Below are 12,813 nucleotides of genomic sequence, written 5' to 3'. Positions count from 1 at the left end.
ATTTAGCTGCTTATGCTTGGTTCAATCACGTTGTCGACGTCGTCCATGCCTATAGCGGCGCGGCGACGGTTCATCGATAGACAAAGCCTCGGAAAAGGGCCCCAATGATAAGCCGTAGACATTTTCTTCAAGCGCTGAGCGGCGGCATTGCCTCCGGCATGCCGCTCGCCGAGACCCTCATCGCAGGTCAGCGCCTCCTCGGCGGCGCCGCTGCCGGCACGCTCGCCACGGGACTCGGCATCAGTACGACAGCGCATGCCGCCGCACCCCTTGCAATCGCGTTCCCGGTTGATGTGCCATCGTGGGACCCCTTGGTCCGCGTTGCACCAAATCCGATTTCGATCTATCGCTGCGTATTCGACACCGCACTGGATATCGACGCGAAAGGCGCACTGTCGCCCGCCATCGTGACGGCGTGGCGATGGAAGGACACCGCAGGGACGGTCCTGGAACTGGATCTGCGCGACGACGTCTATTTTCATAACGGCGACAAAGCCAGCAGCGACGACTTCAAATTCACCTACTTCGACCGCCTGCATGCCGACAAAACGTTGCAAGTGGGCGGCATCTGGTGGGCACTCGATCGAATCGAGACCCCTACGCCGACCCGGGCAGTGATGCATTTCAAGGCCCCAATGGTGTCGGCACCGGCCTACCTTGCCTATCTCGGCGGCTATCTGTTGCCGCGCAAGTATTTCGAGAAAGTAGGCAAGGAAGGCTTCATCGCCAAGCCGGTAGGATCAGGACCCTATCGCCTGACGGACTACCAAGCGGACTCACGCGTGACGCTCACCGCATTCGACAAGCATTGGCGCGGAACGGCAAAGGTTCGCGATGTGGTGTTTCAAGTGGTCAAGGACGCTACCGCGCGCATCGCGGCGGTGCAAGCAGGGCAAAGCAGCTTTGCTTCAGGACTGCCGGTGAAACAAACAGCCCGTCTGGGCGGCACGCAGGGACTAGCCGGCACGATCACCGCGACCAGCGACACCTATCTGATTCACATGATCAATGCGGGCCCGACCGCCGACAAGAACGTCCGGCTGGCTATGCATCACGCCATCGACAAGCAGGCATTGGCACGCGCGTTCTTCAATAACGTACCGAAACCCCAGTCCACGCCGGCCGCTCCTGGAACTCCGGCCTACGATCCGGATTACACGTTCGCCTATGACCCTGCGCTATCGACGAAACTGCTCGCCGCCTCCGATTTCAGCCCGGCCAAACCCGTCAAGCTACCATTCCTCGCCACCAATGGCGTGTATCCGGGCGACCTCGACATGGCCCGTGCCATTGTCCAGATGTGGAAGCAAGTGGGAATCGATGCCCAACTGACCATCATCGAGCCGGCGCAGTTCTTCACCCAGGCGGCAAATGGCACGCTGGCTGGACCGGTGCTATGGATGTGGCAGAACGGCAGCGGCGACCCGGAATTGTCGGCAGGCAGCTACCTGAATCCGAAAGGCTCGTTCGCGGTCTGGCGCAGCCCGGACATCTCCGCCTATCTCGATCCATTGACGGCGCAGACCGATGAAGCCAAACGTATTGCCGGCTACAAGGCGTTCCATCGATGGGCGATCGAGCACGGATATGCATTGCCCTTGCTGCAAGGGATCGCCACCGCGGCCTACAAGCACGACCTTGCTTATACGCCGTTCCTGAGCGGTTGGATGCTGCCAAGCTACTGGTCCGCTTGAGCGTGATGCGCGCCAACGCGCCATACGTGAATCGACATACCGATTTTCACGCCTTGCCCGATGCGCTCGCATATGCAACGCGATTACGTTACGTATTAAGAGATATTGTCATGAAGCCGAATATCGCCCTCCCACGGATGCCGCAAGCATTCGACGACGCATTCTTCGCAGGACTGGAAACGAGCACGCTACCAGTGGGCCAGGCCGAGACCCTGCCGCCCCAGTGCTACACGGATCCAGCCTTCTATGAATTCGAGAAGGAAGCGGTCTTCAATCACGAATGGCTCTGCGTCGGACGTACCGACTGGATTGCCAAACCAGGCGATTTCTTCACCACGTCGATCGTCAACGAACCGCTGCTGATCGCGCGCAATGCGCGTAATGAAATCAAGGCGATGTCCGCCGTGTGTCAACATCGCGCGATGCTGGTCGCGGAAGGCAACGGCAATACCCGCGCATTCCTCTGCCCCTATCACCATTGGGCCTACTCGCTCGACGGCGAATTGATTGCCGCTCCGGCAATGGACGCCACGGAAGGTTTCGACAAAAAAGCATTTTGCTTGCCGACGTTGCTCGTGGAAACGTGGCAAGGCTTTATCTTTGTCAACTTCGACAAGGAAGCCGCGCCGCTTGCGCCGCGACTCACGGCGCTCGATCCGGTACTGGCGAATTTCGAACTCGATCGCGCGGAAGGACCACGGCCGAGTGACGCTGCACACTTTCCGTGGAACTGGAAAGTCATGTTCGAAAACAACAACGACGGGTATCACGCAAACCGGCTGCATCACGGTCCGCTGCACGATTTCGTGCCAAGCGCGTTGGCGTCCTTCCCGGACAGTCTTCCCGAAGACACGGCCGGCTATTACCGTTTCAACGGCACGATTCACGCGGACGCCGCCTTCAACCCGACGCAAAAAGCGCTTTTTCCGATCTTCCCCAAACTGACGGACGAAGAGCGCAACCGGATGCTGTTCGCCAATGTCCCGCCCACGCTGTCCTTGGTGGTTACGGTCGACAGCGTGATCTACATGATCCTGCGCGCCGACGCGGCCGGTACGCATCATATGGATCAGGGCGTGCTCTATGCACCCGGCGCGATGCAGGACCCGCTGTTTCAAAAACGGGTCGAGCTGTCGTTCAGCGCCGTGTCCGATATCGTCGCGCAGGACCTGCACGTGGACGAGCTCGTGCAAAAAGGCCTGCAATCACGGTTCGCCATTCGCGGCCGGTATTCCTGGCAAGAACGCGCACAGCAAGAGCTGAACGCCTGGCTCGTCCCACGCTACCAGGCCGCACGTCAACGTATCGGCAAGGCGGCCGCTGCCCGCACGACGCTAGAGGGCGCGCACGCCCGGCTCGCCGCCATTGACGTGGTCACGGCAAGCTGAACGCAGTACATGGTCCGCACAGTGGTTTGCAAGTCCCTTATGCAGGTCTACGTCGACGAGGCGCCGTATGTTGACGCATCCCAATAAAACGCACGGCAGACGAGTTCGTGCTGCCGACGCCACGCTGCCGGCATCTCCCTCCCCCACCGCCGATGCGACAGTGCGGGCTGCCGTACGGCGCCATAACGCGCGGCGCTTCGGCCTGCGGCTGCTAAGGCGCGTGGCGACGATGCTCACGGTTTCGGTGGTTGTCTTCGTCGTGCTACGGATGCTCCCGGCAGATCCGGTCGCCATGCTGCTGCCGCCCAACGCAAGCCAAGCCGATGTACTGGCGATGCGTCATCAGCTTGGTCTCGATCGCCCCCTCCCGGTACAGTACCTGCAATGGCTTGCGGATATCGTGCGCGGCCAGTTTGGCTATTCGCTGCAAACCGGTCAACCGGTAGGCGCGTTGATTTTGAATGCGCTGCCAACCACACTGCAATTGCTGGCAGGCGGCCTGTTGCTTGGCGTCGTGGTCGGCGTGGGCACAGGCATCATCGCGTTTCTTCAACGTGACACCCGGGCCGAGAAGATCGCGGAAGTCGCCAATGGTCTGGCGATGTCGATTCCCGATTTCCTCTGGGGCATTCTGCTGATGCTGGCGTTCGGTATCGGCCTCCGGTGGCTGCCTTTCGTCGGACCGCTTGACGGCCGCTATACCATCGTACGTCATACCGGCTTTTTATTACTGGACGCATTGCTGGATGGTCAGTTCGCAGCCTTCGGCAACGCGTTATGGCACCTGGTGCTGCCTTGCGTCGCATTGGCGATGGGTATCGCACCGCCGCTGATGCGGCTATTGCGCTCGTCGTTGCTGGAAGTCTATGCGGACGACTACGTGACGGCCGCGCGCCTGCGCGGCCTCTCCGACCGCGAGATTTTATGGCGACATGCGTTGCGCAATGCCGCCTTGCCGACGATCAACGTGCTAGGCATCCAGGTCAGCCTGATGATCGGCGGCACGCTGTTGGTCGAGAAGGTTTTTGGCATGCCGGGCATCGGCAACGTGATGATTTCAGCCATCGGCGCGCATGATCTTCCCACTATTCAGGCGCTGGCCTTGCTGTACGCGCTGGTCGTGCAAATGGTCAATGCGATTGTCGACGCGTTGGAGTTGATGTGGAATCCCCGTCTGCGGAGTGCATCATGATCGCTACCCTGTTGCACGTCCTGCGCGAACCCCGGGTTGTCCTGGGCGGCCTGATATTGCTCGCCGTCGCCGCGATGGCCCTGTTCGCACCCTGGCTTGCGCCTGTCGCACCGGACCAGCAGGACCTCATCAACACGCTGTTGCCGCCCGCATGGGCAGCCGGCGGCATGGCGAGCCATTTTCTCGGCACGGACTCGCTTGGCCGCGACATCCTTAGCCTGACGATTTACGGTGCCCGCGTCGCCATGTTCGTCGGTTGCGTCGCCCCGATCGGCGCGGCGCTGGTCGGCGGCACGCTCGCATTGCTGGCCGGTTGGCGCGGTGGGCGAACGGATTGGGTAGTGATGCGAATCGTCGAGACCTGGATGTCGTTTCCGGCCGTGGTCCTTGCCTTGATCCTGATGGTCGCGCTGTCGCCCAGCATCATCAATGTCGTGATCGCACTCGTGTTCGTCGATTGGACGCGCTTCTGCCGCGTACTGCGCGCGGAAGTCGCCGTGATCCGTCGTCGCGAGTATGTTGCCGCCGCGCGCATCGCGGGTGCGGGAACGTTCCGCACGATCGCGCACGACGTCCTGCCCAACATGATGCCGACGTTGATCACGTTGATGAGCCTGGAAATTGGGATAGCCGTCGTGGCCGAATGCAGCCTGTCTTTCGTCGGGCTCTCGGCGCAGCCCGGCACACCAACCTGGGGCAGCATGATCGCCGATGGACTGGCCAATGTTTTTACCACCCCTTGGGGCTTAATTGCCCCCATCACCTGCATTGTCGTCACGGTGCTGGCTACCACGTTGCTCGGCGAAGGACTGCGGCGTGCAACGGATGCCCGCTTGTTGGTGCGCGGGACGAATCGCGGAAACGGGCGCGGCGGCAAGACCGATGGCACGCGTCCGGTATACGCAGTCGCGGAATCGACATCGCATGAGGCCCGCCCGTCGAGGAAAGCGCGTGCGCCTACACCGGCGCGCGAGGAGGCGGCACGATGACCGCATTACTACACATCTCGCGCTTGAACCTCCGCCGCGACGGCGTCGCGTTATTGCGAGACATTTCGCTGACCCTGGAAAAAGGCAGTACGCTCGGCCTCGTAGGAGAATCCGGCGCGGGAAAGAGCATGCTGGGCCGCGTGCTGGGTCGGTTGATTCCCGCGCATTTTGCCACCGATGCCGCGTTCCTGTCTTTCTCCGGCGAAAACCTGCTGTCGATGTCACCTTCGGCGCATCGTGCCTTGCTCGGCCGTCGGATTGCGTATATTCCACAGGAGCCGACCACGGCACTCGATCCGACGTTGTCGATCGGCAAGCAATTCGCATTACATCTCGCGCGGCTCGGCATCCCGTCGGGCGCACGGCGGCAACGCACGCTGGATGCCCTGACGGAAGTGCTGTTGCCAGACCCTGTTGCCTTGTTGACGCGCTATCCGTTCGAATTATCTGGCGGCATGTGCCAACGGGTGGCCATCGCGATGGCATTTGCAAGCAATCCCGAACTCGTCATCTCAGACGAAGCCACCACCGCGCTGGATGTCAGCACGCAACGCCATGTCGTCGATCTGATGCGCACAATGCAGGCAAAACGCGGCACGGGGATTTTGTTCGTCACGCACGATCTAGGCCTCGCGCGATTTGCCTGCGACGACATTGCCGTTCTGTATGCGGGAGATATCGTCGAGCACGGTACCGCGCAGCAGGTGGTGACCCGTCCAGCGCATCCCTACACACAGGCGCTGCTACGCGCGAATCCGCCTCTGAAGGGGCCTTTGGTCCGCGTGGTGCCGTTGGCCGGCCACATGCCCGGCTTCGAATCGTTCGGCGACATCGGCGGCTGCCGTTTCGCATCGCGCTGCATGCTGGCCGTCGAGGCTTGCAACAAAGCCCCCGTGCCGATGATCGATACAGGTGGCACGCTATCGCGCTGCCTGCTGCCGATGGGCAGCCCTGATCATGCTCGCGGCACGTTGTCGGACGCACGCCCTTCGAAGACGCTGACGCCGCCATCATCCGCCGCTGAGACCGTGGTTGATGCATTCGCGGTTGCCGCATCTTCAATGGCAGCCCAAAGCGCACGCGCTCCACGCCGCGAACCTGGCCCCTTCCTTCGTTTGCAAGGTGTGTCGAAACGCTATACGGCGGTGGGTGACACCGCCGGCGGTGGTGCGAACAATATTGCGCCCTCGGCGCTCGCGCCCCTGGATCTCGATATCGCGCCCGGTGAATTCGTCGGTATTGTCGGCGAAAGTGGCAGCGGTAAAAGCACGCTTGGCCGACTCGTCATGGGCCTAGACACCCCCACAAGCGGCACGATCACGCTCGACGAGCGTGCGTTGGGAGCAAGCCGTGCTGAATGGCAACGCCGCATTGGCGCGATCCAGATGATCTTTCAAGATGCGCGCGCCGCGCTGAACCCGCGCCGACGCCTCGGCGACATCGTCACGCAAGCTTTGTCACAGCGCGCGCATTTGCACGTCGATCGCGAACGCCGCGCGCTGTCTCTGCTCGAAGAAGTAGGTCTTGCGCCGGAACTGGTCGGACGGTACCCCGCACAACTGTCCGGCGGTCAACGGCAACGCGTCAATATCGCCCGCGCCTTATGCGACGTACCACGCCTGATCGTCGCCGATGAAATCGTCTCCGGCCTGGATGTCTCTGTGCAAGCCCAGATCATGGCACTGCTGCTGTCGCTGCGCGACTCGCACAATGTTGCGCTGCTATTGATCTCTCACGACCTTGCCGTCGTGCGCTATCTCTGCTCGCGTGTCCTGGTATTGCAACGCGGCGTTGTTGTCGAACAGGGTCCGACCGAAACGGTCCTCCACAATCCAAGGCACCCCTATACCCGCAGCCTGCTGGCCGCCGCACCGCATGTCGAGCGCCATGACGATCCGGCGGCGGTTCCCGTATCCTCTTTTGCCTGACTGACCACCGTACCATGCCCGACATTCCATACCGCCAGCCGGTTCTCTTTTTTGGACATGGCAGTCCGATGAACGCATTGGAAGACAATGCCAACACCCGCGCCTGGGCCGAGATGGGTCGGCACGTGCTCTCACGTCGGCGGCCGCGCGCGATCGTCATGGTATCGGCACACTGGATGACCCGTGAAACGGCGGTCACCGCGATGGCACAACCACAGACTATTCATGATTTCGGCGCCTTCCCACAAGCGCTATTCGACGTACAGTACCCGGCACCAGGCGCACCGGACGTCGCACGGGAACTGATCGAATGCGCTGCGGCCGCGGGCATCGCGGTCACGCCGGACGAGCGCTGGGGTTTCGATCACGGCACATGGTCGGTACTCGTCAAGGCAATGCCCGAAGCCGATATCCCGGTCTTGCAACTCAGCCTGAACCGGGCGTTCTCGCCACGCGATCACTTCGCGCTGGGCCGTGCATTACGTCCGTTACGAGATGCGAACGTCCTGCTGGCCGGCAGCGGTAACATCGTGCATAACCTGCCCGCCATGAACTGGTCGCGGCCAGACTCGGGGTATGACTGGGCGCAACGTTTTCATACCGTCATTCGCAATGCCATTGCCGCGAACCAATCGGATGACGTCATCGATTTCGCCAGGCACGGCCGCGACGCCGCCATGTCGATCCCCACAGCCGAGCATTATCTGCCGGTCCTCTACGCGCTGGGCGCCCGACACGATGACGATATGCTGCGCTTCGAATCCGAGCGCGTCGAATACGGCTCGCTGAGCATGCTGAGCTTCTCCTTGCAAAGCATATCGCCCTTGACACAAGCCACGAATGGTGCGTTTGCGTCTACCGGGGCAATGCAATGAATGCGCACCTTCTGCTCCCTGGTAATCCGGACACACACATGGAATCGATGCGCACGCCGGTTGCCACGACGTCCTCCCGTCCGCCAGTACTGCGCTTGCGCGTCATCGCGCGGTACGCGCTCAGCGAGCGCATTATCGCGCTCGAACTCGAAGCGGCCGACGGTATGCCCTTGCCGGCCTACGAGGCCGGCGCGCATCTGGCAATCGACTGTCGCCCCGCATCGGATTACGCGAACGATCCGGCGCAAGATGAGCCGCGTTTGCGGCACTATTCGTTGTGCGGTGATCCGTCGAACCCCATGGTCTACCTGATCGCAATACAACGGGAATCCGATGGTCGTGGCGGCTCGCGCTTTCTTTGCGATGACGTACGGCCCGGTGACCTGCTGCACGCATCGACGCCCTCGAATCTCTTTCCCGTGCGGTGGCCCGCCGTTGGGCCGAATAGCACGCCGCCCCAGTTGCTGATCGCCGGCGGCGTGGGGATCACACCACTGATCGCCATGGCCTGGGCCCTGGACAATGCAGGGATCGCCTTCACGCTACATGATTTTGGGCGAAGTGCCGATGCACATGTTTCCGCCCAACTGTCGACCGGCACGCGCTGGCGGCATGCGGTGCGGCGTCACGTCGGACGCGGTCAGGATCTGGTCGCCTTGATCGGCCCGCCCGAACCGCATCGCCATTTATACGTATGTGGACCGGCCTCGATGATCGATGCCGTTTTCGAGACAGCCGCGACGCTAGGCTGGCCGCACGATCATATTCATACCGAACGCCTCACCGCGCCGACAACTGGCGCGGAACGACCAGGCGGCGAAGCGAACGCGGAAGGCGGGCATCATGCCGATGGTCCCTTTGTCGTAGAAATCGCCAGTACCGGCCAGCGTATTCCGGTAACGGCCGGTGAAAGCGTCTGCACCGCACTGTCGCGCGCTGGTGTGCGCATCACGGTGTCGTGTGAACAAGGCGTCTGCGGTGCCTGCACGACGCGCGTGCTGTCCGGTACGCCCGACCATCGCGACTGGGTCCTGAGTGCCGACGAACAGGAAACAGGCACGGTCTTCACGCCTTGCTGTTCGCGATCCCGGTCACCGCTACTCGTACTCGATCTGTAATGCCGTGTCGCGTGATGCAGCGTGCCGCGGCTCGTCACCGCCTAGGCCCATGAAGTTTGCGGGTGTTGCCCTATTTTTTCTACCGATCCCGTTACCTGTCAGGAAATTGCAATGGCTCTGATTCCCTCCCCTGCGCACGTCCGCGCGGACACGCCTCCCAAGCAACTACACACGCTGCGCGCCACTCCGGAGAATGTGCACTGGGGTTACTTTGATGCATCGTTGCGTCCATCCCTGACAGTCGCGAGCGGTGACATCGTCCATGCGGAAACGGTCACGCATCATGCCGGCGACGCGCCGGACTTGATGATGGATGAGGCGCTGCATACGCTCTGGCGCGCTATCCCGGAAAAAGATCGCAATCCCGGCGTGCACATCATGACTGGCCCGATCCATGTCACGGGTGCGCAACCAGGCGACATGCTCGAAGTCCGCTACCTGTCGATGACGCCGCGCTGCCGCTACGGCTCGAACCTGGCGGCAAACTGGGGCTATCTATACAAGGAAATGGGCGAAAGGGAACGCGTGACAATCTATGAACTGGATGCCGCCGCGCAGTACGCTAGCGCACGCTACGCCTACGATTTCAAGGGAAAGTACCTAACGCCCGGCACGATCACCGATTGCCCGGTCTGTGACCGACAGACCGCATTATCCGGCGTGCGCATTCCCGCCCGCCCACACCTCGGCACCGCGGGCGTCGCGCCAGCGCTGAATGGCCGTGTCAGCACGATCCCCCCGGGCCGGCACGGCGGTAACATCGATAACTGGCGGATTGGCGCGGGCGCGACGATGTACTACCCGGTGCAGGTAGAAGGCGGTCTATTCTCGGTTGGGGATCCGCACGTCTCGCAGGGCGATGGCGAAGTCAGCGGTACGGCTATTGAATCATCGCTGAATGTGACGATGCAGATCATCTTGCGCAAGGACTTTCACTTTCCCGCGCCGTTGCTGGAAACGCCCGACTGCTGGATCGTTCACGGGTTTGGTGATCAACTGGACGACGCCTTGCGCGGCGCCACGCTGGACACCATGACCTTGCTGGAGGAGCACCTTGGACTCAGTCGCAACGATGCCTACTCGCTGATTAGCGTGGCGGGTGACGTTGGCATCACGCAGGTGGTGGATACCACGCTGGGCGCACACGTACGCATCCCACGCGGCATCTTTCCGCCGCGCCACGACTGACCGCCCCTCTCAACACGCACTTTTTTGAATTGTTTGACTTGCATCACATTGGCGCGACAATAGGGCTAGACAAAAGCATCAATATCCCCTGTCTTGATTTATTCCGCGATATCGCCACGATCGAGACGAACCGTGCCGAGAGGACCGATGCGATGATGACCGTCAAAAACTGGCATTATTCGACCCAGGGCAGTGCCGAAACGGCGCGTCCGTATGTGTGGCGCGAGGCCATGGATACGATGTGCCTGCCCATGCCGGAAATAGCGTTAGGCGACGATTTCCACGCCGAAGTCGTTGGCATGGTGTCGCCGACAGGCATTGAATTTTCCCGCCTCAGCGCCTCGCCGCTCACCATCTCAGGTAGCTATCAGAACCAACAGGCCGGCCTCTGGCTTGCGGTATTGCTCGACGGGAGGTCGGTGTTTTCCGAAGCAGGCGATCGCATCGCATTGTCTCGCGGCGACATTCTCTATGGACCGAGCCGACGCGATTCGACGCTCGAATTGCATGCCGATTTCCGGATGCTGTATGTGCGGATGCCGATCAACGCGTTGCACCCCGGTCTTGTCGATCCGGGGACATTGCGCAGCGGCATCCTGCCGGGAGATAGCCGGCTGACACGGATGCTGACCGGCATGTTGCTGTCCGTCGGTGATGAGCTGGAAGCGTTTGCTTCGCACGAGATCCACCCGGTGGAAGTCGCGCTGTCGGAATTCCTGGTTGCCAGCCTCGCCGATGCGCAGCCAGGAAAGCGTTTCGGCGATCGTATCCGGGCGGCGCATTTCCATCGAATCTGCCAATCCATCGATCAGCAATTAGGTGATGCCGAGTTGTCGTTGTCAAAACTGACCGAACAGCAAGGCGTCTCACCGCGCTATCTGCAAAAATTATTCGAAGAAGCCGGTCTGACGTTCAGTATTTATCTTCGCGATCGTCGACTGGCACGTTGCCACGCAGACCTGTGCAGCAGCGCGCATGGCGCATTGTCTGTGTCTGAAATCTGCTTCCGATGGGGTTTTAACGACGCCGCGCATTTCAGCCGTAGCTTCCGCGCGAAATATGGCATCACGCCCCGTGAATGCCGAACCAGGCAAATGCGCGTCACCATAGCCAGCACGCGCGCGGTCGTTTAAAGGAAAAGACCCGGCAAGGACGGGGTCCAGACCCGTTGCTGTTGCCACCGCGATGCGGCAGCGGCATTACCCGCCCATGCGGGGGACGGCAGCAATCGCAATCTTGAAATTACCGGCGACATCGGCCATTGCATCGGGCAGATCTTGCTGCCGCCGACCTTCGTGTCGATCCTGCACGACCGCGTTCTTCCCGAACCCGGGGACAATCGGCCGCCCGCCCGCGCGCCGCAACCACAAACGCAACAGGTGGCGTCGTCTCTGCGGCTCCGGGAAGTCGACAAATCGCGTGCGCGAATGCAGCGCCGCGTAGTTCGAAAGCCACTGGATGTCGCCCGGACGGAAATCCATTTCGAGCGACATGCCCGGTTCATAAGCAATGTCGTCGAATAGCTTGAGCACTTCCGTCTGCGCCGACGTCAAGCGCGGCACTTCCGGGTAGTCTTGCGCGGTGAACACGTAGAGCGAGCCCGCATACATGCTGAAGACTCCCTCGGCCAAGCTGACGATCGGCGAGGTATAAGTATTCGCCGGAGCGCGTGGGTCCTGTCGACGCCAATCCCAATGGAATGGCTCGAGCAACAACGGCGCCAGGTCCGGACGCCGCCGCAAAATCTCGTTATAGATTTCCGCGCCCGAAACGAGGCACGATGCGCCACCTTCTTTCGCGGGCCGCAGACACATCAGCGCGACGATATCGGAGCTATCGGAATGAAATGGCAGCAGATCGCGGATCTTCGAGGACAAGGCGCTCGGATCGTCAAGCAGCTTGTCCGACGTGGCGTAGACGTGATCGAGCAGATCACCCAACTCGTTCTGTCGCATCGGATCGCCCATATGCAAGCCAAGAATGTAGTAGATGGCCGCCGACAACGCATCCGAATAGAGATGCGTGCGCAAACCACGCGCGAGCACGAAACCGCGGCCCGTGTCGACATCCTTTCCCCACGCCGCAATCGCCGATGCGCAGTGGTCCAGCGGATAATCGGCTGCGGTAACACAACGCAAGTCCGGATCCGCCTCGACAAAGCGGCGCCCGAGTCGCTCCAGTTCCGCGACCTGTTCTTCGCTGAGTTGATAGATCCAGCTGTCCTTGCCACTGAGCGCGTCGCCGCGCCAGGCCGGCGCGCCGCTGACCGGCGTCAATGCCACTGAAGAAGTCATGATGTCGTGATCCGCGAATGAAGGAAACGTGCCGCCGAAGGATTGCGCGCCAACCGGTATGCACCTTTTCGGGCCCCCGTTGCACCCGCGCTCCGTCGCACGACACGATCCGTCATCTTCGCCGCCTCGGGCGGGACTGTCTTGTCT

The 12,813-nt window shown here is 61.4% G+C and carries 10 protein-coding genes; 9 read left to right on the top strand and 1 reads right to left on the bottom strand.

What is annotated here, in order from left to right:
- Positions 1–104: 104 nt before the first annotated feature.
- The 9 genes from SJQ66_RS06830 to SJQ66_RS06790 all read left to right on the top strand — a co-directional run bounded on the left by SJQ66_RS06830 (position 105) and on the right by SJQ66_RS06790 (position 11,505).
- Positions 105–1,694: an ABC transporter substrate-binding protein gene (locus SJQ66_RS06830; protein ID WP_253463710.1), complete on the top strand. Its 1,590-nt coding sequence runs from the start codon at positions 105–107 to the stop codon at positions 1,692–1,694.
- Positions 1,695–1,804: 110 nt separating this feature from the next.
- A complete protein-coding gene (locus SJQ66_RS06825; RefSeq protein WP_236693348.1) occupies positions 1,805–3,082 on the top strand; it encodes an aromatic ring-hydroxylating oxygenase subunit alpha in 1,278 nt (425 codons plus the stop codon).
- A 67-nt stretch (positions 3,083–3,149) separates the two neighbouring features.
- The gene (locus tag SJQ66_RS06820) at positions 3,150–4,274 is read left to right on the top strand and encodes an ABC transporter permease (protein WP_052738127.1); all 1,125 of its coding nucleotides are present in this window, start codon (positions 3,150–3,152) and stop codon (positions 4,272–4,274) included.
- On the top strand, positions 4,271–5,263 hold the full coding sequence (locus SJQ66_RS06815; RefSeq protein WP_024905899.1) for an ABC transporter permease: 993 nt from the start codon (positions 4,271–4,273) through the stop codon (positions 5,261–5,263). Before SJQ66_RS06820 ends, SJQ66_RS06815 begins: the two co-directional genes overlap by 4 nt.
- A complete protein-coding gene (locus SJQ66_RS06810; protein ID WP_253463709.1) occupies positions 5,260–7,191 on the top strand; it encodes a dipeptide ABC transporter ATP-binding protein in 1,932 nt (643 codons plus the stop codon). Before SJQ66_RS06815 ends, SJQ66_RS06810 begins: the two co-directional genes overlap by 4 nt.
- A 14-nt stretch (positions 7,192–7,205) precedes the next feature.
- Positions 7,206–8,066 (top strand): 4,5-DOPA-extradiol-dioxygenase, encoded by an 861-nt coding sequence (gene ygiD, locus SJQ66_RS06805; RefSeq protein WP_024905901.1) that lies wholly within the window; start codon positions 7,206–7,208, stop codon positions 8,064–8,066.
- A 38-nt stretch (positions 8,067–8,104) separates the two neighbouring features.
- Entirely contained in the window at positions 8,105–9,184 is a 1,080-nt protein-coding gene (locus SJQ66_RS06800; RefSeq protein ID WP_320534113.1) for a PDR/VanB family oxidoreductase, read from the top strand.
- 111 nt (positions 9,185–9,295) lie between these two features.
- A complete protein-coding gene (locus SJQ66_RS06795) occupies positions 9,296–10,372 on the top strand; it encodes an acetamidase/formamidase family protein (protein WP_024905903.1) in 1,077 nt (358 codons plus the stop codon).
- Between the two features lie 152 nt (positions 10,373–10,524).
- Positions 10,525–11,505, top strand: a complete 981-nt coding sequence (locus tag SJQ66_RS06790) for a helix-turn-helix domain-containing protein (protein ID WP_253464288.1) — start codon at positions 10,525–10,527, stop codon at positions 11,503–11,505.
- Positions 11,506–11,571: 66 nt separating this feature from the next.
- Here the strand turns inward: SJQ66_RS06790 and SJQ66_RS06785 are convergent, their stop codons facing one another.
- Positions 11,572–12,666, bottom strand: a complete 1,095-nt coding sequence (locus SJQ66_RS06785) for a TauD/TfdA family dioxygenase (protein ID WP_253464290.1) — start codon at positions 12,664–12,666, stop codon at positions 11,572–11,574.
- Between the last annotated feature and the right edge of the window lie 147 nt (positions 12,667–12,813).

This window comes from Robbsia andropogonis, from assembly GCF_034047095.1.
Lineage (GTDB): Bacteria > Pseudomonadota > Gammaproteobacteria > Burkholderiales > Burkholderiaceae > Robbsia > Robbsia andropogonis.
Note: the sequence above shows the minus strand (reverse complement) of the source record. Positions and strands in the feature narration are given on the sequence as shown.

Coding starts and splice junctions, on each gene's coding strand:
- SJQ66_RS06790 (WP_253464288.1), top strand. CDS start 10,525: ATGATGACCGTCAAAAACTGGCATTATTCGACCCAGGGCAGTGCCGAA.
- SJQ66_RS06795 (WP_024905903.1), top strand. CDS start 9,296: ATGGCTCTGATTCCCTCCCCTGCGCACGTCCGCGCGGACACGCCTCCC.
- SJQ66_RS06810 (WP_253463709.1), top strand. CDS start 5,260: ATGACCGCATTACTACACATCTCGCGCTTGAACCTCCGCCGCGACGGC.
- SJQ66_RS06815 (WP_024905899.1), top strand. CDS start 4,271: ATGATCGCTACCCTGTTGCACGTCCTGCGCGAACCCCGGGTTGTCCTG.
- SJQ66_RS06820 (WP_052738127.1), top strand. CDS start 3,150: ATGTTGACGCATCCCAATAAAACGCACGGCAGACGAGTTCGTGCTGCC.
- SJQ66_RS06785 (WP_253464290.1), bottom strand. CDS start 12,666: ATGACTTCTTCAGTGGCATTGACGCCGGTCAGCGGCGCGCCGGCCTGG.
- SJQ66_RS06830 (WP_253463710.1), top strand. CDS start 105: ATGATAAGCCGTAGACATTTTCTTCAAGCGCTGAGCGGCGGCATTGCC.
- ygiD (WP_024905901.1), top strand. CDS start 7,206: ATGCCCGACATTCCATACCGCCAGCCGGTTCTCTTTTTTGGACATGGC.
- SJQ66_RS06800 (WP_320534113.1), top strand. CDS start 8,105: ATGGAATCGATGCGCACGCCGGTTGCCACGACGTCCTCCCGTCCGCCA.
- SJQ66_RS06825 (WP_236693348.1), top strand. CDS start 1,805: ATGAAGCCGAATATCGCCCTCCCACGGATGCCGCAAGCATTCGACGAC.